This window comes from Vescimonas coprocola, assembly GCF_018408575.1.
Classification (GTDB): Bacteria; Bacillota; Clostridia; order Oscillospirales; family Oscillospiraceae; genus Vescimonas; species Vescimonas coprocola.
In genome coordinates, this window is the sequence record NZ_AP023418.1 from 2,370,619 (window position 1) to 2,394,148 (window position 23,530).

At 62.3% G+C, this 23,530-nt stretch carries 21 protein-coding genes, 1 tRNA gene, 1 other RNA gene and 1 riboswitch; of the genes, 20 read left to right on the forward strand and 3 right to left on the reverse strand.

From position 1 onward, the window contains the following. Positions 1 to 71: 71 nt before the first annotated feature. Positions 72 to 1,328, forward strand: a complete 1,257-nt coding sequence (locus KJS28_RS11515) for an acetyl-CoA C-acetyltransferase (protein ID WP_213541086.1) — start codon at positions 72 to 74, stop codon at positions 1,326 to 1,328. A 134-nt stretch (positions 1,329 to 1,462) separates the two neighbouring features. Here KJS28_RS11515 and KJS28_RS11520 read toward each other — a convergent pair whose 3' ends face one another. Beyond that, on the reverse strand, positions 1,463 to 1,873 hold the full coding sequence (locus KJS28_RS11520) for a hypothetical protein (protein ID WP_021859000.1): 411 nt from the start codon (positions 1,871 to 1,873) through the stop codon (positions 1,463 to 1,465). Between the two features lie 205 nt (positions 1,874 to 2,078). Between KJS28_RS11520 and murI the strand changes: the two genes are divergently transcribed. Genes murI through argS form a run of 3 tightly spaced genes read left to right on the forward strand, consistent with a single transcriptional unit; the run spans position 2,079 to position 5,078 of the window. Next, the gene (murI, locus tag KJS28_RS11525; RefSeq protein ID WP_213541087.1) at positions 2,079 to 2,891 is read left to right on the forward strand and encodes a glutamate racemase; all 813 of its coding nucleotides are present in this window, start codon (positions 2,079 to 2,081) and stop codon (positions 2,889 to 2,891) included. A 10-nt stretch (positions 2,892 to 2,901) separates the two neighbouring features. Further along, a complete protein-coding gene (locus KJS28_RS11530; protein WP_213541088.1) occupies positions 2,902 to 3,321 on the forward strand; it encodes a YwiB family protein in 420 nt (139 codons plus the stop codon). Between the two features lie 14 nt (positions 3,322 to 3,335). Next, positions 3,336 to 5,078: an arginine--tRNA ligase gene (gene argS / locus KJS28_RS11535; protein WP_213541089.1), complete on the forward strand. Its 1,743-nt coding sequence runs from the start codon at positions 3,336 to 3,338 to the stop codon at positions 5,076 to 5,078. Between the two features lie 437 nt (positions 5,079 to 5,515). Here the strand turns inward: argS and KJS28_RS11540 are convergent. Next, positions 5,516 to 5,600: transfer RNA gene (locus KJS28_RS11540), tRNA-Leu, on the reverse strand. A 173-nt stretch (positions 5,601 to 5,773) separates the two neighbouring features. Between KJS28_RS11540 and pepT the strand changes: the two genes are divergently transcribed. From pepT to KJS28_RS11620, 16 genes are all read left to right on the forward strand, one after another. Further along, a complete protein-coding gene (gene pepT / locus KJS28_RS11545) occupies positions 5,774 to 6,982 on the forward strand; it encodes a peptidase T (protein WP_213541090.1) in 1,209 nt (402 codons plus the stop codon). A gap of 258 nt (positions 6,983 to 7,240) precedes the next feature. Further along, complete coding sequence (locus KJS28_RS11550) at positions 7,241 to 8,461, forward strand: TasA family protein (protein ID WP_213541091.1); 1,221 nt, start codon at positions 7,241 to 7,243, stop codon at positions 8,459 to 8,461. 543 nt (positions 8,462 to 9,004) lie between these two features. After that, positions 9,005 to 9,119, forward strand: a riboswitch (THF riboswitch). Positions 9,120 to 9,212: 93 nt separating this feature from the next. Further along, positions 9,213 to 9,809 carry a folate family ECF transporter S component gene (locus KJS28_RS11555; RefSeq protein ID WP_213541092.1) on the forward strand — a complete coding sequence of 199 codons (597 nt, stop codon included), beginning with the start codon at positions 9,213 to 9,215 and terminating at the stop codon, positions 9,807 to 9,809. 107 nt (positions 9,810 to 9,916) lie between these two features. Further along, positions 9,917 to 10,966: a heat-inducible transcriptional repressor HrcA gene (hrcA, locus tag KJS28_RS11560; protein ID WP_213541093.1), complete on the forward strand. Its 1,050-nt coding sequence runs from the start codon at positions 9,917 to 9,919 to the stop codon at positions 10,964 to 10,966. Beyond that, positions 10,963 to 11,529, forward strand: coding sequence for a nucleotide exchange factor GrpE (gene grpE / locus KJS28_RS11565; RefSeq protein ID WP_213541094.1), 567 nt, complete (start codon positions 10,963 to 10,965; stop codon positions 11,527 to 11,529). The genes hrcA and grpE overlap by 4 nt, the downstream gene beginning before the upstream one ends. A 13-nt stretch (positions 11,530 to 11,542) precedes the next feature. Beyond that, on the forward strand, positions 11,543 to 11,740 hold the full coding sequence (locus KJS28_RS11570) for a PspC domain-containing protein (RefSeq protein ID WP_213541095.1): 198 nt from the start codon (positions 11,543 to 11,545) through the stop codon (positions 11,738 to 11,740). A gap of 49 nt (positions 11,741 to 11,789) precedes the next feature. Further along, complete coding sequence (gene dnaK / locus KJS28_RS11575) at positions 11,790 to 13,634, forward strand: molecular chaperone DnaK (RefSeq protein ID WP_213541096.1); 1,845 nt, start codon at positions 11,790 to 11,792, stop codon at positions 13,632 to 13,634. A 139-nt stretch (positions 13,635 to 13,773) separates the two neighbouring features. Then, positions 13,774 to 14,895, forward strand: coding sequence for a molecular chaperone DnaJ (dnaJ, locus tag KJS28_RS11580; protein WP_213541097.1), 1,122 nt, complete (start codon positions 13,774 to 13,776; stop codon positions 14,893 to 14,895). A 5-nt stretch (positions 14,896 to 14,900) separates the two neighbouring features. Continuing rightward, a complete protein-coding gene (locus tag KJS28_RS11585) occupies positions 14,901 to 15,713 on the forward strand; it encodes a histidinol-phosphatase HisJ family protein (protein ID WP_213541098.1) in 813 nt (270 codons plus the stop codon). Positions 15,714 to 15,727: 14 nt separating this feature from the next. Beyond that, positions 15,728 to 16,165 (forward strand): ribose 5-phosphate isomerase B, encoded by a 438-nt coding sequence (gene rpiB / locus KJS28_RS11590; protein WP_213541099.1) that lies wholly within the window; start codon positions 15,728 to 15,730, stop codon positions 16,163 to 16,165. 24 nt (positions 16,166 to 16,189) lie between these two features. Continuing rightward, the gene (locus tag KJS28_RS11595) at positions 16,190 to 17,212 is read left to right on the forward strand and encodes a putative glycoside hydrolase (protein ID WP_213541100.1); all 1,023 of its coding nucleotides are present in this window, start codon (positions 16,190 to 16,192) and stop codon (positions 17,210 to 17,212) included. Between the two features lie 72 nt (positions 17,213 to 17,284). Further along, positions 17,285 to 17,384: signal recognition particle sRNA small type (gene ffs, locus KJS28_RS11600), an RNA gene on the forward strand. 42 nt (positions 17,385 to 17,426) lie between these two features. Further along, positions 17,427 to 19,379 (forward strand): DNA polymerase III subunit gamma/tau, encoded by a 1,953-nt coding sequence (gene dnaX, locus KJS28_RS11605; RefSeq protein WP_213541101.1) that lies wholly within the window; start codon positions 17,427 to 17,429, stop codon positions 19,377 to 19,379. Between the two features lie 124 nt (positions 19,380 to 19,503). Beyond that, positions 19,504 to 19,866, forward strand: coding sequence for a YbaB/EbfC family nucleoid-associated protein (locus tag KJS28_RS11610; RefSeq protein WP_213541102.1), 363 nt, complete (start codon positions 19,504 to 19,506; stop codon positions 19,864 to 19,866). A gap of 499 nt (positions 19,867 to 20,365) precedes the next feature. Then, a complete protein-coding gene (locus tag KJS28_RS11615) occupies positions 20,366 to 20,614 on the forward strand; it encodes a sporulation transcriptional regulator SpoIIID (protein WP_213542266.1) in 249 nt (82 codons plus the stop codon). A 133-nt stretch (positions 20,615 to 20,747) separates the two neighbouring features. Next, positions 20,748 to 21,356, forward strand: a complete 609-nt coding sequence (locus KJS28_RS11620) for a hypothetical protein (protein WP_213541103.1) — start codon at positions 20,748 to 20,750, stop codon at positions 21,354 to 21,356. Here the strand turns inward: KJS28_RS11620 and KJS28_RS11625 are convergent. Then, complete coding sequence (locus tag KJS28_RS11625; RefSeq protein WP_213541104.1) at positions 21,335 to 23,497, reverse strand: Tex family protein; 2,163 nt, start codon at positions 23,495 to 23,497, stop codon at positions 21,335 to 21,337. The two genes, KJS28_RS11620 and KJS28_RS11625, sit on opposite strands and share 22 nt — an antisense overlap. Positions 23,498 to 23,530 lie beyond the last annotated feature (33 nt).

The window sequence follows — 23,530 nt, forward strand, 5'->3', positions numbered from 1 at the left end:
AAGGTAATGGAAACCAAGGCAAATCGGAAAGCCAAAAAGGGACCCAAAACAAATTAGGAGGAAAAGATACTATGAAAGACTTGTACGTCGTCAACTGCTGCAGAACCGCTATCGGTTCCTTCGGCGGTTCCCTGAAGAACACCCCCGCCACCGAGATGGGCGCCATCGTGGTGAAGGAGGCCCTGAAGCGGGCCAATGTTGCTCCCGAGAACGTGGATGAGCTGATGTTCGGCTGCATCCTGACCGCCGGTCTGGGCCAGAACGTGGCCCGTCAGGTCTCCGTCAAGGCCGGTATCCCCTACTCCGTTCCCGCCTACACCATCGGCATGGTCTGCGGCTCCGGCATGAAGTCCGTCATCGAGGGTGCCCGTGCCATTCTGTCCGGCGATGCCAACATCGTGGTCTGCGGCGGTACCGAGAACATGAGCGCTGCTCCCTTCGCCTCCCCCGATGCCCGCTGGGGCGCCCGCATGGGTGACAAGAAGATCGTGGACACCATGATCCGTGACGGTCTGTGGGATGCTTTCAATAACTATCACATGGGTACCACTGCCGAGAACATCAATGATATCTGGGGCATCACCCGCCGTGAGCAGGACGAGTTCGCCGCTGCCTCCCAGCAGAAGACCGAGGCCGCTCAGGCCGCCGGCCGCTTCGACGACGAGATCGTTCCCGTCCCTGTGAAGGTCAAGAAGGAGATCGTGGAGTTCAAGCGTGACGAGTTCCCCAAGGCCGGCGTCACCGCCGACGGCATCGCCAAGCTGCGTGGCGCTTTCCCCGTTGGTCCTGAGTCCCCCAACCCCGAGGTCGTTCACACCTTCGAGGTCACCGGCGCCAAGGAGACCGAGGACAAGGGTACCCAGCGTGTCACCGCTGCCAATGCCTCCGGCATCAATGACGGTGCTGCCGCCATCGTGCTGGCTTCCGCCGAGGCCGTGGAGAAGTACGGTCTGAAGCCCATGGCCAAGCTGATTGGCTGGGGCCAGGGCGGTGTGGATCCCAAGATCATGGGCGTTGGCCCCGTGCCTGCCTCCCGTGCCGCTATGGCTAAGGCTGGCCTGACCATCGACGACATCGACCTGGTTGAGGCCAATGAGGCCTTTGCCGCTCAGTCCATCGCCGTGGCCCGTGAGCTGCACTTCGATATGAGCAAGGTCAACGTCAACGGCGGTGCCATCTCTCTGGGCCACCCCGTGGGTGCTTCCGGCGCTCGTATCATCGTCACCCTGCTGCATGAGATGCAGAAGCGTCCCGAGGCCAAGCGTGGTCTGGCTACGCTGTGCATCGGCGGCGGCATGGGCGTTGCCACCATCTACGAGAAGTGCTGAAGCGCTGAGGCGTAACAAAAATCAAAATAGCCGGGGACGGAGCTTCCGTCCCCGGCTATTTCATCGACAGGCCTGCGCCGGTGCATAAAAAATCTGCCGGAAGTGCTCTCCCGGCAGATTTTTTATGCAGTGCGTTATTCCATGTCCACGGAGATGTGGTCGGTGCCGTGGGCCTCGAACTCCCCCAAATAGGCGTTCATGCGGTTCATGACCTCGTCGTAATTCTCCTCCGTGATGGGGGGATCATCCATGTCCCGCAGGGCCAGCTCCTGCGCCAGTATCTCGAAGAAGGTAGTGTCCTCATAGGCCATGATGGCCTCGTGGATGCCGCCCTCGGCAAAGGCCTGCGAGGGGATCAGCTGCCCCTGATACAGCTCCGTCAGCGGCGCCATCCCATGGGCCAGACACTGGGAGAACACCAGACTCTCCACCTCATCATACTGGCGGATGCGGTCATCGCCCCGAGTGGAATTGAGGATCCAGTTGCCGATATACACCAGATCCAGCAGACGCCGGAACTGCTTCTCTGTCATTTTGATCTCCATACGGATACACCTCCACGCCGCCGATAGGGCCTTTACTGTATGCAACAGTATAACAGACCCGGCGGGAAAATACCACTGAAAAAACCGGGGAAATCCGCCAAATTTTCACTTGAGAAAGGAGAGCTTCCATAGTATAATATGATTGTTTTATTATGCAGCGTGATACACTGCGGCGTCATAGGGACGCCGGAAAGGAGGCCCAGTCATGGACCAACGGCCCATCGGAGTGTTCGACTCCGGTCTGGGGGGACTGACCGCCGTGCGGGAAATGCGGCGGCTGATGCCCTCTGAAAACATTATATACTTCGGAGACACGTCCCGTGTCCCCTATGGCGGGCGCTCGCCGGAGATCCTGCTGAAATACGCCCGGCAGGACGTCCACTTCCTGCGCTCCTTCGATATTAAGGCAGTGCTGGTGGCCTGCGGCACCGTATCCACCACGGCCCTGCCCCAGCTGCAGGCGGAGAACGACCTGCCCATTCTGGGGGTGGTGGAGCCCGCCTGCCGGAAGGCGGCGGCCATGACCCGGAACCGGCGGGTGGGGCTCATCGCCACCGCTGCCTCCGTCCGCAGCGGCGCCTATGAGCGGACGCTGCACCGGCTGGATGAAACCATCCATGTGGTGAGCCGGGCCTGCCCGCTGCTGGTGCCGCTGGTGGAAAACGGCCGCTATCAGCCCGGCGACGTGGTCATCGAGACGGTGGCCCGTGAGTATCTGGAGCCTCTGCGGCAGGAGGGGCTGGACGTGCTGATCCTGGGCTGCACCCACTATCCCCTGCTGACGGATATCATCCGGGAGATCATGGGGCCGGAGGTGTCGCTGGTGAACGCCGGTGCAGAGTCCGTCCACACCCTGCATGATGCGCTGGCCCGGCGGCAGCTGCTGGCCCCAGAGGGGACCGGACAGGCGCTGCTGTGTACCAGCGACCGGCCGGAGGGCTTCGGCCAGATGGCCCGCCGCTTCCTGCAGGAGGAGCCTACGGCTCCCGTGCGGCTGGTGGACATCGAGGGATACTGAGGAGGCCGTTATGGAAGGAAATGTGAAGGTCCATGTGGAGAGCCGCACCCGGCTCCCGGACATGGAGGATGTGCTGCACTTCCGGGGCAGCGGCACGCTGGAGCGCACCCCGTCGGGGTGGCAGCTGCGGTATCAGGCCCGCAGCGATGAGGACGGCAGTCTCATGACCTCGGAGCTGTGGCTGGAGGACTGCGGCTGCGTGACTCTCCGCAGCGGCAACAGCTACCGGATGCGGCTGGACCCCGCCGCCCCCACCGCCCTGCACCTGCCCACGGAGGAGGGCGTGCTGGCGCTGGACGTAGCCGCCCATGAGCTGCTGTGGGAGTTGGAGCAGGAGGAACAAGGACACATTACGCTGGATTATTCCCTGCACATGGGACAGACGCCGGTGTCGGCGCTGACGGTCCGGCTGGAGCTATATCAAGAATGAAGGAGGACCCCGCAATGAATATGATCCAAAGCGCAAAGGACCAGGTGCTGGCCCTGACCACCGCCGCCTATCAGAAGGCGGCCGCCGCCGGCCTGCTGCCGGAGGGCGTGACGGTGACCCCCTCGGTGGAGATCCCCAAGGATACCGCCAACGGCGACTATACCACCACCTTCTGCCTGGCTGCCGCCAAGGCCATGAAGATGAACCCCCGGCAGGTGGCCCAGATCCTGACGGAGCAGATGGACCTGACGGACACCTATTTCACCTCCGTGGAGCTGGCCGGCCCCGGCTTTCTGAACTTCCGGCTGGGCAGCCGCTGGTTCGGCGATACCGTGGCCTGTGTGGAGGCGGAGGGCGCCGACTACGGGCGCAACGACACGCTGACCGGAAAGAAGTACATGGTGGAGTTCGTCTCCGCCAACCCCACCGGCCCCATGCACATGGGCAACGCCCGTGGCGGCGTGCTGGGCGACACGCTGGCCTCCGTGCTCCAGAAGTCCGGTGCCGACGTGTGGCGGGAATTCTACGTCAACGACGCCGGCAACCAGATCGATAAGTTTGCCCGGAGTCTGGATGCCCGGTATCAGCAGCTGATCCGCGGCGAGGACGCCGTGGAGTTCCCGGAGGACGGCTATCATGGCGACGATATCCGGGAGTTGGCCCGGCTGTTTTATCAGCAGGAGGGCGAGAAGTATCTGGACTGCGACGAAAAGACCCGGCACGATGCGCTGGCCAAATTCGGTCTGGATCACAACATCCCCAAGATGAAGACCGATCTGGCCCGGTACGGCATCCAGTACGACGCATGGTTCTTCGAGTCCACCCTCCACGAGAGCGGCTATGTGGCAGACTCCGTGAAGGCGCTGACCCAGCGGGGCTATACCTATGAGAAGGACGGCGCTCTGTGGTTGGCCACCAGCCGGATCCTGGCGGAGAACCTGAAAAAGGCCGGCAAGTCCGACGAGGACATCGAGAAGCTGGGCCTGAAGGACGACGTGCTGCGCCGTGCCAACGGGTTTTACACCTACTTCGCCGCCGATATTGCCTATCACCGCAACAAATTCGCCGTCCGGGGCTTCGATAAGGTCATCAACGTCTGGGGCGCCGACCACCACGGCCATGTGGCCCGCCTGAAGGGTGCCATGGACGCTTTGGGGCTGGACGGTGAGCACCGGCTGGATATCGTGCTGATGCAGCTGGTGAAGCTGGTGCGGGACGGCGAGGTGGTGCGGATGTCCAAGCGCACCGGCAAGGCCATCAGCCTGACGGACCTGCTGGACGAGATCCCCGTGGACGCCTGCCGCTACTTCTTCAACGCCAAGCCGGAGACGCAGATGGAGTTCGATCTGGGTCTGGCCGTCCGGGAGGACAGCGAGAACCCGGTGTACTATGTGCAGTACGCCCACGCCCGCATCTGCACCCTGCTGAAGAATCTGGAGGCCGAGGGCTATACCGTCCCGGCCGCCGATGCCGTGGACTTCAGCCTCCTGACCGACGAGACGGAGCAGGCCCTCATCAAGCAGATCGCCTCCTATGGTCAGGTGGTGCTGCTGGCGGCACGGGACTACGACCCCAGCCACATCAACCGCTACCTTACCGCTCTGGCGGCGGCGTTCCACAAATTCTACGCCGCCTGCCGCATCAAGGGCGAGGAAGAGCCGGTGCTGCTGGCCCGGCTGAAGCTGGCGGATACCACCCGTGCGGTGCTGAAAAACGCCATGACCCTCATTGGCTGCAGCGCCCCGGAGAAAATGTAAGAGGACCCTGCATCAGCAATTTCTGCAGATACGGTCGATCCCTGCATAGAAAAGGGACCCCTGCGGCCTCGCCGCAGGGGTCCCTTTTTAGGCTGCGAATGGACGCAGCGCCCGTCGCCGCATCGCACCCATCCGAAAAAATTTCCCCAAACGGGAGAAGCATCTTGTGTTTGCACGGAACTGGCAGTACGATCCATATAAATAAGACAGACAGCTTATGGGAAGGCCGCTGACGGCGGCCTTTTGAAAGCACGGAAGTTGGTCTATTCTAACCGAAGGGAGTTGACCGGATATGGAGGAACAAAGCTGCGTGCTGCTGGAAAACGGCAGACGGATCAGCGCATTTGCATCGCAGCTGCCATTTATGAGAGGAACCGCCCTGACCCCTGACCCGGGCATAAAAAACCGGCAGGCCCCCTGTGGCGCCTGCCGGTTTTTGGTGCGGGCGGCGGGACTCGAACCCGCACGCCGTATGGCAATGGAACCTAAATCCATCGAGTCTACCAATTCCACCACGCCCGCATACAGTGATCAGTATAGCACACCCGCCGCCGTTACTCAAGCAAAAATCCCCGCCGCCGCAGAAAAATCTCCCCCGGCGGCGAAAAAAGTCTCGTATTTTCCCGAAACTGTGATACAATACAAGGCAAAGAATACCGGTATCCTGCGGGATGCCTGATACAGGAGGAACCACCATGCAAGTGACCGAACGTTTTTTGAAATACGTCTCCTTTGACACCACCTCCAGCGAGACGTCCGACACCGTCCCCACCACCGCCCACCAGAAGGAGCTGGGCCGGTATCTGGCCGACGAGCTGGCCCGTCTGGGGCTGGAGAACGCCCATATGGATCAGCTGGGCTACGTCTACGCCGTCCTGCCCGCTACACCGGGTCAGGAGCACGTCCCGGCGCTGGGTCTCATCTCCCATATGGATACCTCCCCCGCCGTCAGCGGTGCCGATATCCACCCCCAGATCGTCACCTATCAGGGCGGCGACCTGCCGCTGGCCAAGACCGGATGCCTGCGGGTGAAGGACTTCCCCTTCCTCAGCCGCTACGTGGGGCAGCAGCTCATCGTCACCGACGGCACCACCCTGCTGGGTGCCGACGACAAGGCTGGCGTGGCGGAGATCGTCACCGCCTGCGAGTACCTGCTGGCCCACCCGGAGATTCCCCACCGCACCGTGGCCGTCTGCTTCACCCCCGACGAGGAGGTGGGCAAGGGCGCCGACCACTTTGACCCCGCCAAATTCCCCGCCAAGGCCGCCTATACCGTGGACGGCGGAGAGCTGGGCGAGATCGAGTATGAGAACTTCAACGCCGCCGCCGTGACCCTCACCGTCCACGGCGTCAACATCCACCCCGGCTCTGCCAAGGATAAGATGAAAAACGCCGTCCTCATGGCCCACCAGTTCATCTCCCTGCTGCCGGAGGCGGAGACTCCCGCCCACACCGAGGGCTACGAGGGCTTCTACCACGTCACCGACGTCTCCGGCAACGAGACGGAGGTGGTGCTCCACGCCATCATCCGTGACCACGACCGTGAGAAGTTCGAGGCCCGCAAGACCTTCGTGGAAAACGCCGTCCGCTACCTCAACGGCGTTTGGGGCGATGGGTCCTTCCAGCTGGAGCTGAAGGACAGCTACTATAATATGAAGGAAAAGCTGCTGCCCCACATGGAGCTCATCGACAACGCCTGCGCCGCCATGCGGGCCGTGGGCGTGGAGCCGGAGATCGTCCCCATCCGGGGTGGCACCGATGGAGCCCGCCTCTCTTGGGAGCGGGATATCCCCTGCCCCAACCTCTGCACCGGCGGCGCCAACTTCCACGGCGTCCATGAGTTCGTCCCCGTGGCCTCCATGGAGAAAATGGTGCAGGTGCTGGTGGAGCTGGTCCGCTGCTGATCCTGCCCATATACCGCCTGAGCGCCCCTCTCCCTGCGAGAGGGGCGCTTTATGTGAAATCGCTGTAAAATCGCTATGTAAAAAACGGCAAAAAAATGTCAACTCCTCTTGCAATTTGCCGTAAGGAGTGCTAACATGCGTGTATAGACAGTGTGACGAACCGCCCATGGGCGGTTATCGTTTCAGGCGAGACGATAAGGAGTTATTCCCCGTGCGAGCGCTCCATCGGTCACACGCAAAAAATAGGAGGCAGATACTATGACAAACCGCAAGAGTACCAAACGGGCCTTGCTGGGCAGCGTCATGGCCATGGTTCTGTGCCTGGCCATGCTGGTAGGCGCTACTTTCGCATGGTTCACCGACACCGCAAGCACGGGTGTCAACAAAATTCAGGCCGGTAATTTGGATATCGAGATTCAGGATGAGGCTGGCAAGGCGATCGACACTCTGGCATGGGCAACGAAAGACGGTACCGCTTTCGCCGAAGATGGAAAAACGCCCCTGTGGGAGCCGGGCTGCACCTACACCCTGACCCCCTTCCAGATCGTCAACAAGGGCAATCTGGCCCTGAAGTATAAGATCGTCGTCACCGGTCTGGAAGGCGACACTGGCCTGCTGAAGGTCATCAAGTTCACCTATAAGACTGGCGAGGAAACCTTTGACATGAACACCGAGGGCCATCTGACTGCCAACGGCGGTGCTTCCAAAGTGATCACCGTATCCGCCCATATGGACGAGGCCGCCGGCAACGAGTACATGAATAAGACGCTGGAGGGTGTCAAGTTCACCGTCTACGCCACGCAGGACACCGTGGAGAGCGACAGCTTCAATAACACCTATGACGCCAACGCCACTTACCCTGTGGTGAACGTTACGGAACTGAAGGAGGCTCTGACCAACGGCGGCGTTGTCAATGTTGCAACGGACATCCGCACCAACAATAGTGAGGACACCGCAGCTGCCCGCATCGTTATCTCCCAGCCCACCACGCTGAATCTGGAGAAGAAGATCATCACCCCCGATAACATGGGCAACAACAATACGAACTTCTGCGCCCTTATCGTCGATGCGGATACCACCATCAATGCGGGCGAGAACGGCGGCATTGATACCGGCGTCAACGGCGGCTATGGCATCAACGTCCGGAATGGCGCTACCCTCACCATCAACGGCGGCTACTATTACGGCGGCGGTACTGCTGTGCAGGTCCAGAAGGGTACCCTCATCATCAACGGCGGTACCTTCGCCTGCGAGCCGTACAGCAACCCGACTTACGGTTACAACTTCTTGATCAACTGCTTGGACAGCGCTTACAAGAATGGTACAGCTAAGGTCATCATCAACGGCGGTACCTTCGTGAACTTCGACCCGTCCAACTGCACGGCCGAGGGCGCACACACCAACTTCGTGGCCGATGGCTACAAGGTGGTGTCTGAGGCCCATGGTAACGACACTTGGTACACCGTGGTCAAGGGCTAAGCCTACCGCTGCAAGTTAGACTCTGATATTTTTCCATACAAAAGGGCGCTCTCCCCACCGGGGAGAGCGCCCTTTTCCAGCCTTGCCACCCCCTGTCATTCCGAGACCAGTCCGCAGACTGGTCGTGGGAATCCGTACTCCCCCAGCGGTAGACCCACACGCCCCTTCACCTGAGAGGGAGCGGAAGCGGGTTTGTTGCACAGTCGATTCCCTTTACGGCCCATAACGAACGCAACTCTTGAGAGGAAAGGAAGTCCAGAAACCATCGGTTTCTGGCGGCGTTTTTTGCATACTTTTTGTCGCTGTTGACAAAAAGTATGCCGCCGGAGACAAAAAGAAAGAACTGCTGGGAAAAGTATGCCACAGGCGGCGCTTCGGCGATTCGGAACACCGTCGTGTCAGCCGGTTTCCAGCCCCTTTGGGGCGTGAAAACCGGGACACTTCCTCGAAATCGCCTCGCTTTCTCCGCCACCGGCGGCGCTTCGGCGATTATCCTTGCATTTTCCCGCCGATGTGCTATACTAAACCCATCACACATACAAAGGCAGAGTAGGGATCTGCGTGTCGCCCCCATGGGGGCATAGTGCCGGCGGAACGGGGAGTTGTCCGCCGGACGAAATGGCATCGCCTTGCAGTGTAGGTCCCGCATCCCGCTGCCGCATAGCGGCTATCTCCGGGGCAGCACGCCCCGGCGCTCCTCTGTGCGGCTGTCCGGCCTGTCCGGTCTGCCCGAATCAGAGGAGGTTTTTTTATGCCACTTTATCCCCACCCCCTGTCCCCCGGCTATTGGCGCAGCGCCGCCGGGGAGCTGAAGGACCTGCGCCGTCTGGTGTTCATGGCCCTGATGATCGCCGCCTGCATCGTCCTGAGCCACTGCTCCATCCGTCTGGGCGAGAGCCTGTCCCTCAGCGTTACCTTCCTGGCCAGAGCCCTTTGCTCGCTGGTCTGCGGCCCGCTGGCGGTGATCGTGTTCGGCGCCGCCGAGGATACCCTCAGCTTCTTCCTGTCCTCCGGCGGCTACCCCTATTTCCCCGGCTATATGCTGACCACCATCACCGGCTGCATGATCTACGCCCTGTTTTTCTACCGGGCCAAGATCACGTGGCGGCGCATCATTCTGGCCAAGCTCCTCACCAATATCCAGAATGTGCTGCTGGGCGCCCTCTGGAGCGCCATCCTGTACAGCAAGGGCTACCTCTACTACCTGACCCAGAGCGCTGTGAAAAACGCCCTGTATCTGCCGCTGCAAATTCTGCTGCTGGGCTTTCTGTTTCAGGCGGTGCTGCCGGTGATGCAGCGGCAGCGCTGGCTCCCGGAGCAGCTGCCGGGCGGCCGCCTGCGCTGGTAAGCGACGTGTTTACAAATAATTAAAATTGCGGGTATTGACTTTACCTGCCCACGGTGGTAAACTCCATTTAGCACTCAGGAGATAGGAGTGCTAAATGGAGTTTTATCATGGAATTGACAGACCGGAAAAAGCAAATATTAAAGATCGTGGTGGACGGCTATGTGGCCACGGCGGAGCCGGTGAGCTCCAAGGCCATTGCCGAGAAGATGCCCGGCAGGATCAGCTCCGCCACCATCCGCAATGAACTGGCGGATCTGGTGGAGATGGGCTATCTGGAGCAGCCCCACACCTCCGCCGGGCGGGTCCCCTCCGCCAAGGGCTACCGGCTCTACGTCAACGAGCTTATGGAGCGCCGTGCGCTGCCGGAGGCGGAGGCCGAGAGCATCCGCCGCTCCCTCACCGGGAAAATGTCTCAGGTGGATCAGGTGATGGCTCAAGCGGGCCAGATGGTCTCCAGCATGGTGGGCTACCCCGCCTATGCCATGGCGGACCACACGCAGGCGGTGACGGTGCAGCGGTTCGACCTCATTGCCGTGGACGATGACAGCTTCATCGCCGTGGCCATGCTGTCGGACAGCCGGGTCAAGAGCCAGCTGCTTCGCTGGCAGCTGCCGGTGGAGCGGGAGGCCCTGACGGAGATAAGTCACCTGCTGAATACCCACTTTACCGGCCTTGGGCCGGAGGAGATGAACGCCCGGCTCATGAGCCTGTCGGATCAGGTGTCCGGCAAGTGGTTCCTGCTGCTGAATCAGGTGTGCGAATACGCCGGACAGCTGTTGAAGGACGCTGCCGGGCAGGAGGTCTATCTGGGCGGCACCACCCAGCTGCTGAAATTCCCGGAGTACCGGGACGCCGACAAGGCCCGTGACCTGATGACCTTCATGGTGGACAACAAGCAGAACCTTCCGGTGCCGTCAGGCAACGCCCCGGTGCAGATCCTCATCGGGCCGGAGAATGTGGATGCCGCTCTGAAGGAGAGCAGCGTGGTCATTGCCAGCTATGATATCGGTGACGGTATGCGTGGGCTGGTAGGGGTGGTAGGTCCCACCCGCATGGACTATGCATCCGTGGCGGCCCGGCTTACCTGCTTTGCCGAGAGCCTGAGTCATATGTTTGAAAAGCGGCAGCTGCCGCCTACCAAGGAGGAACAGTCATGAGCGAGAAGGAAAAGAAGAACGCCCCTCAGGAGGAGCAGCCGCAGGCCAATACCACTCCGGAAACGGAGCAGGCTGCGGAAAAGGCCGCCGAGGAGGAGACCTTTACCGTCACCCGTGAGCAGATGGAGCAGATGGAGCAGCTGGCCAAGATGGTCAGCGATGCCAGCGACAAGTATCTGCGTCTGGCGGCGGAATACGACAACTACCGCAAGCGCACCACCAAGGAAAAGGAAAATACCTACGCCGATGCCAAGGCGGACACCGTCAAGGAGTTTTTGGGGGTGCTGGATAACCTGGAGCGTGGCCTTGCCCAGTTTGACGAGGGCGACCCCCACCGTCAGGGCATGGAGCTGATCTGCCGGCAGTTTCTGGCAGTGCTGGAGAAGTTGGGCGTCACCCGCATTGAGGCGCAGGGCCAGCCCTTCGATCCTCAGAAGCACGATGCCGTGATGCACGTGGAGGACGAGAACGTCGGTGAGAACACCGTGGTGGAGGTGCTCCAGCAGGGCTACCAGCTGGGCGATAAGGTTCTCCGGTTCGCCATGGTCAAGGTAGCCAACTGAAAGGAGAAGCATCATGGAAAGAAAGAGACTGTATCGCAACGTCAACGATAAAATGCTGTGCGGCGTGTGCTCCGGCCTTGCCGACTACTTCAACATCGACCCCACGCTGGTGCGTCTGGCTTGGGTGGTGCTGGGCTTCATGGGTGGCAGCGGCCTGCTGGCCTATATCATCGCTTCCATCGTGATCCCCGTGAACCCGGACCAGCAGTAACGATCCGTAAAAAATCAATCTATATATATCTTATCAGGAGGCAATCATTATGTCTAAAGTTATCGGTATCGACCTTGGTACGACCAATTCCTGCGTCGCCGTCATGGAGGGCGGCGAGGCTGTTGTGATTCCCAACGCAGAGGGCAACCGCACCACCCCGTCCGTGGTGGCTTTCAGCAAGAGCGGTGAGCGTATGGTGGGCCAGACGGCAAAGCGTCAGGCCATCACCAATCCTGACCGCACCATCGCTTCCATCAAGCGTGAGATGGGCTCTGACCACCGTGTGAACATCGACGGCAAGAGCTACACCCCGCAGGAGATCAGCGCCATGATCCTGCAAAAGCTGAAGAGCGACGCCGAGGCCTATCTGGGCCAGCCCGTCACCGAAGCTGTCATCACCGTCCCCGCCTACTTCACCGACGCCCAGCGTCAGGCCACCAAGGACGCCGGCAAGATCGCCGGTCTCGATGTCAAGCGTATCATCAACGAGCCCACCGCCGCCGCTCTGGCCTACGGTGTGGATAAGGAGCAGACCCAGAAGATCATGGTCTACGATCTGGGCGGCGGCACCTTCGATGTCTCCATTCTGGAGATCGACGACGGCGTCATCGAGGTGCTGGCCACCGCCGGCAACAACCGTCTGGGCGGCGACGACTTCGACCAGTGCATCATGAAGTATCTGGTCAGCGAGTTCAAGCGCACCGACGGCATCGACCTGTCCGGCGACAAGGTGGCTATGCAGCGCCTGAAGGAGGCCGCTGAAAAGGCTAAGATCGAGCTGTCCGGCGTCACCAGCAGCAACATCAACCTGCCCTATATCACCGCCGACGCCACCGGCCCCAAGCATCTGGACGTGACCCTGACCCGTGCCAAGTTCAACGAGCTCACCGGCCATCTGGTGGATGCCACCATGGGCCCCGTGCGTCAGGCCATGTCCGACGCCGGTCTGAAGGCCAGCGACCTGTCTAAGGTGCTGATGGTGGGCGGCTCCAGCCGTATCCCCGCCGTGGTGGAGGCCGTGAAGAAATTCACCGGCAGCGAGCCCTTCAAGGGCATCAATCCCGATGAGTGCGTGGCCATGGGCGCCGCCCTGCAGGCCGGCGTGCTGACCGGCGACGTCAAGGGCCTGCTGCTGCTGGACGTCACCCCCCTGTCCCTGGGCATCGAGACCATGGGCGGCGTCTGCACCCGCCTCATCGAGCGCAACACCACCATCCCCGTGAAGAAGAGCCAGATCTTCTCCACCGCCGCCGATAACCAGACCTCCGTGGAGGTCAACGTCCTGCAGGGCGAGCGTGAAATGGCTGCCGCCAACAAGAGCCTGGGCCGCTTCCATCTGGACGGCATCGCTCCGGCCCGCCGTGGCGTGCCTCAGATCGAGGTGACCTTCGACATCGACGCCAACGGCATCGTCAACGTCTCCGCCAAGGATCTGGGTACCGGCAACGCCCAGCACATCACCATCACCTCCTCCTCCAACATGAGCAAGGACGATATCGAGCGTGCTGTGAAGGAAGCCGAGCAGTATGCCGCCGAGGACGCCAAGATCAAGGAGAAGGTGGAGGTCCGCAATCAGGCCGATCAGATGGTCTATCAGGCGGAAAAGACCCTCAGCGAAGTGGGCGACAAGGTGCCCGAGAGCGAGAAGGCCCCCATTCAGGCCGGCATCGAGAAGCTGAAGGAGACCCTGAAGGGCGAGGACACCGACGCCATCAAGGCCGCCACCGAGGAGCTGACGCAGGCCTTCTATAAGATGAGCGAGAAGCTGTACCAGCAGCAGGCGCCGCAGGGCGACGCTGCGGCCCAGCAGCCCGGCGGCGACACCGGCGCACAGGGCGGCCAGTATTACGACGCCGACTACAAGGTCGTGGATGATGACGACCAGAATAAGTAAGCATCCTGCGCCCCGCAGCGCAGCTTGACCACCGGAAAGGGGCAGGGCTTCCTGTCCCTTCCTGTGGCGTTTGGAACCAGATGATATCCGGCCGTCTTTCCGGCCGCCGGATATTCCCGGAGAAGGGAGAAACGCCGGTATGGCAGAAAAACGAGACTATTACGAGGTCCTTGGCGTAGACAAAAACGCCAGCGAGGACGAGATCAAACGGGCCTATAAGAAGCTGGCCCGCAAATATCACCCGGACATGAACCCCGGCGACAAGGAGGCCGAGGAGAAGTTCAAAGAGATCAACGAGGCCAACGAGGTCCTGTCCGACCCGGAGAAGAAGGCCCGCTATGACCAGTTTGGCTTTGCCGGCACCGATCCCAACTATGGCGCCGGTCAGGGCGGCGGCTTCGGCGGCTTCGACTTCGGTGATCTGGGGGACATCTTCGGCAGCTTCTTCGGCGGTGGCTTCGGCGGCCAACAGCAGCGCCGCAACGGCCCCCAACGGGGTGAGAGCATCCGGGTCAGCGTATCCCTGAGCTTTACGGAGGCCGCCTTCGGCTGCGAAAAGGAGCTGGCGGTGGAGCGCATGGAGCAGTGCACCACCTGTAAGGGCAGCGGCTGCGCCCCCGGCACCACGCCGGAGGTCTGCCCCGAGTGCCACGGCAGCGGCGTGGTGCAGACCCGCCGCCAGACGCCCATGGGGGTGTTCGCCTCCAGCAACCCCTGCCGCAAGTGCGGCGGCACGGGCCGCATCATCCACCAGCCCTGCCCCGACTGTCACGGCGGCGGCTTCACCCGCAAGCGCAAGACCATCAAGGTCTCCATTCCCGCCGGCATCGACCACGGTCAGACCATCTCCCTGCGGGGACAGGGCCATGCCGGGAAGAACGGCGGCCCCGCCGGCGACCTGCTGGTCACGGTGATGGTGCAGCCCCACGACGTGTTCCGCCGGGACGGCACCGCCGTGTTCTGCGAGGCCCCCATCACCTTCACGCAGGCGGTGCTGGGCGCCGAACTGGAGATCCCCACCATCGACGGTAAGGTGAAGTACACCATCCCGGAGGGGACGCAGACCGGCACCGTGTTCCGCCTGAAGGGCAAGGGCATCCCCGTCCTCAACGGCCGTGGCCGTGGCGACCAGTACGTCACCGTCACCATCGAGACGCCCCGGAACCTGAACCGGGAGCAGAAGGACGCCCTGCGGAAATTCAGCGAGACCTTGAGCGAGGGCAACTATGAGAAGCACCGCAGCTTCTTCAAGAAGAAGTAACGCCTATGTATCTGGCAGATTATCACGTACATTCTACCTGCTCACAGGACGGCCGGCAGACCATGGCACAGGCGGCACAGGCCGCCGTGGACGCCGGGCTGGATGAGCTGTGCCTGACGGATCACGTGGACACCGTCTACTGGGGCCCGGAGCAGAAGCCCCGCTGGGACTTCGACTGGGACGCCGTCCGCCGCCAGTTCCGTCAGGCGCAGGAGCAGTGGGGCCACCGCATTACCCTGCGGCTGGGAGCGGAGCTGGGAGAGGCCGCCATGAGCTTTCAGCGGGCGGAGCATTTGATGCAGAATGCCCCTCCGCTGGACTTTGTCATCGGCTCCGTCCACATGGCGGGAAAGAAATTTCACCACAAAGATCTCTATTATATTGAAAAAGCCGACGAAGCGTATTATGATAGTATCATCGACAGCTATCTGGAGGACGTGCTGGCGCTGGCCCGATGGGGCAAGTTTCAGGTGCTGGGCCACTTGACCCTGCCCCTGCGGTATATCAACGAAAACTACGGTGAGCACATGACCTTCGCCCACCACATGGATCAGGTGGAGGAGATCTTCCGTACCATCATCCCCAAGGGGCTGGGCATCGAGTGCAACACCAACCGTGGAAACGAGCCATTGCCCGGCGCCGATATCCTGCGGCTCTACCGCCGTCTGGGGGGCGAGATCATCACCTTGGGCAGCGATGCCCACCGTCCGGCGGACGTGGGCTGCTTCATCCGCCAGCGGCAGGAGCTGCTGCGGGAGTGCGGCTTCCGCTACTTCACCACCTTTACCGGCGGAAAGCCGGAGTTCAAAGAATTGTAAGAGGAGAATACACCATGAAAATTGCCATCGGCTGCGATCACGGCGGCTATCTGCTGAAGCAGGACATTCTCATCTGGCTGGAGGAGCACAACATCGACTTCGAGGATGTGGGCTGCTACTCCACCGAGAGCGTAGACTATCCCATGTACGGCGAGAAGGTAGGCCGTATGGTGGCCTCCGGCCAGTGCGATAAGGGCATCGTCATCTGCACCACCGGCATCGGCATCTCCATCGCCGCCAATAAGGTGGCTGGCATCCGCTGCGCCCACTGCACCGACCCTCTGTCCGCCGAGATGACCCGCCGCCACAACGATGCCAACGTGCTGGCGCTGGGCGCCGGCATCACCGGCCCCAATCTGGCCAAGCGCATGGTGGAGGTCTTTCTGAACACCGACTTCGAGGGCGGACGCCACGCCCGCCGGGTGGCACAGCTGGATGCCATCCGACCCTGAACCTGAGAAAAAGGAGGTATCGTCATGGCAACCAGAGGTTATCAGAGCTACCGTGGCCGAAACCACGGGAAACTGGCGCTGGTCATTGTGCTGGTGCTGATCCTGCTGGCCGCCGTGGGATATTTGGTGGCGCAGGAGTATATGGTCTACGATGACGAGGGCCACCGGCATCTGGAGCTGCCCTTCCTGAAAAAGGGACAGACGGAGCAGCCCCAGCAGCCGGAGGACACCACGCCGGATGACGTGAACCTCATCATCGACGAGCCGGAGCGCCCTCTGCTGAAGGAGCTTCACGCCCGCCAGCTGCCGGACACCGTGCTGACGGAGGATCCCTCCGCCGTGCTGGCGGAGCACCCGGAGGCGGTGGTGATCCCGGTGAAGCTGCGGGACGGCACCGTCACCTATGACACGCAGACCGCCGCCAGGGACACTGTCACCACCGGCGGCCCGGAGACGCTGACAAGCCTCAAGACCCTCCTCTCCGGAGACACATGGACTGTGGCCCGCATCGCCTGCTTTGCCGATATGGACTTTGCCAACGCCCAGCCCGACCAGGCGGGGCTGCTGCGGACCGGTGACGGCTGGCTGTGGTACGACGATGACGCCGCCTGCTGGCTGGACCCCGGCAAGGCTGCTGCACGGGAGTATCTGGTGCAGCTGTGTAAGGAGTGCGCCGAATTGGGCTTCGACGAAATTCTGCTGGACTACTGCACCTACCCTGTCCATGGCCGTCTGGACCGCATCGACTACGGCTCCGTCACCAACCTCACCGACACCCTCAGCGTGTTCGTGGAGGGGGTGCGGGAGGCCCTGCCCAAAACCACCGCCCTGTCGGTGCTGGTGCGGGATCAGGTGACGACGGATGCCAACGACGGCGGCGTCACCCTCGCCCTGCTGACGGAGCACTTCGACCGCATCTATGTGGACACAGACACCGTGGACGCAGCGGCCCTGCAAGGGCTGCTCCCGGCGGACTTTGACCCTGTGACCCGGCTGGTGCAGGTGGCGGCGGAGGCCGCCTCCTCCGGCAGCTATGTCACCCGTTGAATTTTCCTGTTGCCAAGCGGGAAAAGTTGTAGTAAAATAGTAGCCACGACCTCTCCTCCGCTGACAGCTGCGGAGCCGGTCTCACGCAATGGATACCCACGAATCATGTCAGGCGGGGAACCGAGCAGCATTAAGAGGGACCATCCATGTGCCGTGAGGGCGCCGGCTCCACAGCTGTCAACGGAGGAGAATTTTTTTCGGGAGGAGGAGATCCATGTATCAGGCGCTGTACCGCAAGTGGCGGCCCAAGGTGTTTTCCGAGGTCGTGGGACAGGAGCACATCACGGATACCCTCCGCCGTCAGGTGGCCGAGGGCCATACCGCCCATGCCTATCTCTTCACCGGCACACGGGGTACCGGCAAGACCACCTGCGCCCGGATACTGGCTAAGGCGGTGAACTGCCTGTCCCCGGTGGACGGCGAGCCCTGCGGCCGGTGCGAGGCCTGTCGGGCCGTGGATGCCGGCACCACGCTGGATATCACGGAGCTGGACGCCGCCAGCAACAACGGCGTGGATCAGGTCCGTGCGCTGCGGGAGGAGGCGGTATATACTCCCGCCGTGCTGAAAAAGCGGGTGTATATCATCGACGAGGTGCATATGCTCTCCACCCCGGCCTTCAACGCCCTGCTGAAGATCCTGGAGGAGCCGCCGGAGCATCTGATGTTCATTCTGGCCACCACGGAGCTGCACAAGGTCCCGGCCACCATTCTCTCCCGGTGCCAGCGCTTCTCCTTCAAGCGCATCCTGCCTCGTGACATGGAGCGCCAGCTGCTGCACATCGCTCAGGCCGAGAAGATCGACCTCACCCCTGACGGTGCAGAGATCCTCTCCCGCATGGCGGGGGGCGCCCTGCGGGATGCCCTGAGCCTGCTGGATCAGTGCCGTGTGGCGGAGGGCCAGCTTACCAGCCGTGCCGTGCTGGACGTGCTGGGCCTTGCCGGCAGCGTCCAGACCCAGCAAATGATGCGCTGTATTCTGGACCGCCGGACGCCGGATGCCCTGCTGCTGCTGGATCAGCTGTACCGCAGCGGCAAGGACGTCTCCGCCCTGCTGGGGGAACTCAGCGATCTGGCACGGGAGATGACCATTCTCAAAGCCGCGCCGGAGGGGGGCAGCGCCCTGCTCTCCGGGCTGTATGATACCAAGACACTGACGGGCCTCTCCGAAAACATCTCCATGCAGCGGCTGCTGTACCTGACGGAGACGCTGCAAGGGACCCGTGCTGCCCTGCCGGACAGCTTCCAGCCCCGGACGGATGTGGAACTGTGCCTGCTGCGGCTGTGTGACGAGAGCCTCTGCGGCGACCTGACGGCCCTCAGCGCCCGGCTGGACCGGGTGGAGGAGCTGCTGAAAAAGGGTGTCCCCGCCCGCCGGGAGCGCCCCGCCGCCCAACCGGCGGCAGAGCGTCCCGCTGCCCCGGAGTCCCGCACCTCAGCGGATTCAGAGTCCCGCCCCGCTGCGGCGGAGAAGCGTCCTCCCGCCCCGGAGGAGGTCCCGTGGGAGGAGCCGCCTCTGCCCGACGAACCGGCGGGCCGGGAGCGTGTCTTTGACATCCCGGAGGAGCCGCAGCGCTCCTCCGCCCCAAAGCCCACTCATAGAGTTCCCCGCAGGTCTGCCCCCGCAGACCCGGCCCCCTCGGCCCCCGTCGGCGACAGCCGCCTGTGGACCCAACTGCTGGATCAGTTCAAGGGCCGCCTGCCGGTGAACCACCGGGTCTTTCTCAACATGGCCTCCGGCACCGTGGAGGGTGACTGCCTCACCGTCCACTGCCGCAACGATTTCGTCCGGGACTCCCTGAATAACCGCACGGTGCTGGCGGTGCTGGAGGAGGTCACCTCCGCCGCCGTGGGAAGCCCCGTCCGGGTGATGCTGACGGTGGGCGGCGAAACGCCATCTGCCCCCCGCCCTGCCCCGAAGCCCCCCCGCCCCGCTCCGGAACCCGCTCCCGCACCGGAGAAGGAGCGCCCTCCCCTGCCGGAGGAGCCGCCCCTGCCTGCGGAGCCATCCCGCCCCCCGGAGCCGATCGCGGAGGAGGAACGTCCCCCTCTGCCGGAGGAGCCCTCGGCGCAGGAGGAGAACGCTCCACCTTGGGAGGGCGGCAGTAAGGACCGGCTGGAGGAGCTGATCGGCCCCGGCAGCCAGCTGGAGCACTTTAAGATCAAATAGTCCATCGGGCTGGACAAAAGCTGGACAAAAGCTGGACAAATACCGGACAAAAATAGTCCCCCGGAAGATCCCGGATCGGACAAAACGGACCCTTAAAACAGATCAATAAGGAGGATACTCAGCTATGGCAAAAGGATACAGCGCACGGGGAGGCTTCTCCGGCGGCGGAAGCGCCATGCGCCAGCAGCAGATGCAGCAGAAGCTGCTGAAGATGCAGCAGGATATGGCGGCGGCACAGGAAGCGGTGGAAAACGCCAGCTTCACCGCCTCAGTGGGCGGCGGTGTGGTGCAGGCCACCGTGTCCGGCAAGAAGGAGCTGACGGCCCTGACCGTCAAGCCGGAGGCCGTGGACCCGGAGGATGTGGAGATGCTGCAGGATCTGGTGATCTCTGCGGTGAACGAGGCCCTGCGCCAGGCGGACGAGGCCATGAACAGCTCCATGCAGAGCTTCACCGGCGGTCTGAATCTTCCCGGCTTCGGCCTGTGATCCCCGGAAGGAAGCGCAAAGGCTGGAATCGGCATACGATCAAAGAAGCAGCGGGCAGACACGCCGTTCGGCGTGTCTGCCCGCTGCTTTTGTCGTTGAAAACATATCTATTGGGTGCTTTTTGTCATTGGTAACACGCTTTTTCGGCGCTGTTTGCCATCGCCAATGCACTTTCCGGTACTATTTGTCATGGCCAGTACGTCGTTCCAACGTTCTTTGTCTTTGTTAACACGCCTTTTCGGCGCTGCTTGTCATGGCCGGTACGTATTTCCGGTGCTCCTTGTCATCGTCAATATGGCTTTTCGATGTTGTTTGTGATTTCCGGAACATTATTTCGTGTGCTTTCTGCCGATCGTGTGGATTTTTAGCACTTCTTCTATCTTCATCTTGACGAGCAAAACCGCAGCGGCCAAGGGATGTCCTTTGGGTACTGCGGTTCTTTTCACACCTTTTTCCGCATAGAGATGATATCGGAAAGTCATCTGAGGAGTGGTGCGCTATCAAAGGCAACATGGAGCAGCGGGCGTGCGATCTCGCCCTTTACGTCATAGAGAGCCGTGGAACCGTCCGTTCCGCCGCCAAAAAGTTCGGCATCAGCAAATCCACCGTCCACAAGGATCTGTCGGAGCGGCTCCCGGCCTTTAATCGGGGGCTGTATCTTCAGGTGAAGCAGGTTTTGGAGGAGAATAAAGCCCAGCGGCATATCCGGGGCGGTCTCGCCACCCGCCGGAAGTATAAGGGCGAATAGGAGTCTGCCAAACATACCGAGTACAGGACAGACGGCCACCAAACGTACCAAGTGCAGGACAGACGGTCGCCGGTTGGATCAAGAGAGTCGAAAGAACCGCCGGCCCCCGGAATTTTCTTCCGGAGGGCCGGCGGTGTTCTATGTCTGTAGGCCGTTCGACGCAGCTGCCGGGACGGCAGCTTACGACTGGGTGCGGCAGCTTACCGCCGAGTGCGGCAGCTTATGGCTGGGTACGGCGGTTTACCGTTGGATGCAGCCGCTTACCGCCGAGTGCGGCGATTTACCGCTGGATGCAGCAGCTTACGGCTGGGTACGGCGGTTTACCGTTGGGTGCGGCAGCTTACGGCTGGGTGCGGCGGTTTACCGTTGGGTGCGGCAGCTTATGGCTGGGTGCGGCGGTTTACCGCTGGATGCAGCCGCTTACCGCCGAGTGCGGCGGTTTACCGCTGGATGCAGCAGCTTACGGCTGGGTGCGGCAGCTTACGGCTGGGTGCGGCAGCTTACGGCTGGGTGCGGCAGCTTATGGCTGGGTGCGGTAGCTTACCGTTGGGTGCGGCGGGTCACCGCCGGGTGCGGCGGTTTACCGCTGGATGCAGCAGCTTACGGCTGGGTGCGGCGGTTTACCGTTGGGTGCGGCGGTTTACCGCTGGATGCAGCAGCTTACGGCTGGGTGCGGCGGTTTACCGTTGAGTGCGGCCGCTTATCGTCGGGTGATGCAGCTTACTTCTTTCCGGCGGCCTGACGCATGGAGAGGCTGATGCGGTGTTTCTTTTCATCCACCTCCAGCACCACTACCTTCACCACGTCGCCCACGGCCACGGCCTGAGAGGGGTGCTTGATGAAGCGGTCGCAGATCTGAGAGATATGCACCAGCCCGTCCTGATGGACGCCGATGTCCACGAACACGCCGAAGTCCACCACATTGCGGACCGTCCCCGTCAGCTCCATGCCGGGCCTTAAATCCTTGATGTCCAGCACGTCGGTCCGCAGGATGGGGGCCGGCAGATCGTCCCGCACGTCCCGTCCGGGCTTCACCAGCTCCTGCACCACATCCTGTAAAGTGGGAACGCCCACGCCGATCTGCCGGGCGGTGTTTTCCTCCCCTATGGCCCGCACCTTCTGGGGCAGCTGACTCATGGCGGCGGCGCCCACGTCCGCCGCCGTATAGCCGCACAGGGTCAGCAGCTGCTCCGCCGCCGGATAGCTCTCCGGGTGGACGCCGGTGTGATCCAGCACATTGCGGCTCTCCGGCACCCGCAGGAAGCCGGCGCACTGCTGGAAGGCCTTGGGGCCTACCTTGGGTACCTTCAGCAGCTGCCGCCGGGTGGTGAAGGCTCCGTTCTCCTCCCGGTATTTGACGATGTTTTTGGCGGTGGTGCCATTCAGGCCCGCCACCCGGCCCAGCAGGCTGGCGGAGGCGGTATTCACGTCCACGCCCACGGCGTTGACGCAATCCTCCACCACGCCGCCCAGCGTCTCATCCAGCCGCTTCTGGGGCATATCGTGCTGGTACTGCCCCACGCCAATGGCCTTGGGGTCGATCTTCACCAGCTCCGCCAGCGGGTCCTGCATCCGGCGGGCGATGGACACGGCACTGCGGAGGTTTACGTCATACTCCGGGAACTCCTCCGCCGCCAGCTTGCTGGCGGAGTACACGGAGGCCCCGGCCTCGCTGACCATCATATAGCTGACGCCGCCCCCTAAGGTATGGATCAGCTCCACCGCCATCTGCTCCGTCTCCCGGCTGGCGGTGCCGTTGCCGATGGCGATGTGCTCCACATGGTGCCGCTGGATCATGGCCCCCAGCCGGGCGATGGCCTCCTGCTTCTGCCGCTGGCCATAGGTGGGATACACCACCGTGGTATCCAGCACCTTGCCGGTGGCATCGATGACCGCCACCTTGCAGCCGTGGGCATAGCCGGGGTCCAGCCCCATGGTGACGTGGCCCTTCACCGGCGGCTGCATCAGCAGGGGCTTCAGGTTCAGGGCGAAGGTCTGGATGGCCCCCTCGCAGGCCCGCTCCGTCAGGTCGCTGCGGGCCTCCCGCTCCAGCGAGGGATAGATGAGCCGGTCATAGGCGTCCTCGCAGGCGCTCTTGATAAACTCCATGGCCGCAGAGCCGGGCCTGACCACCGCCCGGCGCAGGGCGGTGAGTCCTGTCTCCCGTTCCAGCAGCACGGTAACGGAGAGGAAGCCCTCCTTCTCACCCCGGTTGATAGCTAATATCTGATGTCCCGCCAGCTTGGGGAGGGGCTGCTCAAAGTCGTAGTACAGCCGGTAGACGGAGTCCTCCTCCCCGGTGGCCAGACTCCGCAGCCGCCCCTGACGGCGCAGCAGCTCCCGCAGGGTCTTGCGGATGGCGGCGTCATCCGACAGAAGCTCCGCCACGATGTCGTTGGCTCCCTGCAGGGCGTCGGCGGCCGTCTCCACCCCCTTCTCCGGGTCGATGAAGCCCTGCGCCGCCTGCATGGGGTCGGGGCAGTCCCGCCGCTGGGCCAGCAGCAGCTCCGCCAGCGGCGCCAGCCCTTTTTCACGGGCCACGGTGGCACGGGTGCGGCGCTTTTGCTTATAGGGGCGGTACAGATCCTCCACCTCCGCCAGCGTCCGGGCGTGGTCAATGGCCTCCGCCAGCTCCGGCGTCAGCTTCTCCTGTCCCTCGATGGCGGACTTTACCTCCTGCCGCCGCTGTTCCAGATTCCGAAGATAGTTCAGCCGGTCCTCCAGCTTTCGCAGGGCGGTGTCGTCCATGCTGCCGTGAAGCTCCTTCCGGTAGCGGGCGATGAAGGGAATGGTGTTGCCCTGATCCAGCAGGTCGATGACGTTCTGCACATGGACAGGAGAGGCTCCCAGCTCCTGAGCCAGAAGTTCTGCAATGGTCTGCATATATGCTCCTTTCGTAGGCGAAAACCGGGACGG

What these genes read in the sequence shown, in the direction of transcription:
- murI (WP_213541087.1), top strand. Translation starts at nt 2,079, where the DNA reads ATGGACCAACGGCCCATCGGAGTGTTCGACTCCGGTCTGGGGGGACTG.
- pepT (WP_213541090.1), top strand. Translation starts at nt 5,774, where the DNA reads ATGCAAGTGACCGAACGTTTTTTGAAATACGTCTCCTTTGACACCACC.
- KJS28_RS11555 (WP_213541092.1), top strand. Translation starts at nt 9,213, where the DNA reads ATGCCACTTTATCCCCACCCCCTGTCCCCCGGCTATTGGCGCAGCGCC.
- KJS28_RS11625 (WP_213541104.1), bottom strand. Translation starts at nt 23,497, where the DNA reads ATGCAGACCATTGCAGAACTTCTGGCTCAGGAGCTGGGAGCCTCTCCT.
- dnaK (WP_213541096.1), top strand. Translation starts at nt 11,790, where the DNA reads ATGTCTAAAGTTATCGGTATCGACCTTGGTACGACCAATTCCTGCGTC.
- KJS28_RS11530 (WP_213541088.1), top strand. Translation starts at nt 2,902, where the DNA reads ATGGAAGGAAATGTGAAGGTCCATGTGGAGAGCCGCACCCGGCTCCCG.
- KJS28_RS11585 (WP_213541098.1), top strand. Translation starts at nt 14,901, where the DNA reads ATGTATCTGGCAGATTATCACGTACATTCTACCTGCTCACAGGACGGC.
- KJS28_RS11570 (WP_213541095.1), top strand. Translation starts at nt 11,543, where the DNA reads ATGGAAAGAAAGAGACTGTATCGCAACGTCAACGATAAAATGCTGTGC.
- KJS28_RS11515 (WP_213541086.1), top strand. Translation starts at nt 72, where the DNA reads ATGAAAGACTTGTACGTCGTCAACTGCTGCAGAACCGCTATCGGTTCC.
- dnaX (WP_213541101.1), top strand. Translation starts at nt 17,427, where the DNA reads ATGTATCAGGCGCTGTACCGCAAGTGGCGGCCCAAGGTGTTTTCCGAG.
- KJS28_RS11550 (WP_213541091.1), top strand. Translation starts at nt 7,241, where the DNA reads ATGACAAACCGCAAGAGTACCAAACGGGCCTTGCTGGGCAGCGTCATG.
- argS (WP_213541089.1), top strand. Translation starts at nt 3,336, where the DNA reads ATGAATATGATCCAAAGCGCAAAGGACCAGGTGCTGGCCCTGACCACC.
- KJS28_RS11595 (WP_213541100.1), top strand. Translation starts at nt 16,190, where the DNA reads ATGGCAACCAGAGGTTATCAGAGCTACCGTGGCCGAAACCACGGGAAA.
- dnaJ (WP_213541097.1), top strand. Translation starts at nt 13,774, where the DNA reads ATGGCAGAAAAACGAGACTATTACGAGGTCCTTGGCGTAGACAAAAAC.
- hrcA (WP_213541093.1), top strand. Translation starts at nt 9,917, where the DNA reads ATGGAATTGACAGACCGGAAAAAGCAAATATTAAAGATCGTGGTGGAC.
- rpiB (WP_213541099.1), top strand. Translation starts at nt 15,728, where the DNA reads ATGAAAATTGCCATCGGCTGCGATCACGGCGGCTATCTGCTGAAGCAG.
- KJS28_RS11610 (WP_213541102.1), top strand. Translation starts at nt 19,504, where the DNA reads ATGGCAAAAGGATACAGCGCACGGGGAGGCTTCTCCGGCGGCGGAAGC.
- KJS28_RS11520 (WP_021859000.1), bottom strand. Translation starts at nt 1,873, where the DNA reads ATGGAGATCAAAATGACAGAGAAGCAGTTCCGGCGTCTGCTGGATCTG.
- grpE (WP_213541094.1), top strand. Translation starts at nt 10,963, where the DNA reads ATGAGCGAGAAGGAAAAGAAGAACGCCCCTCAGGAGGAGCAGCCGCAG.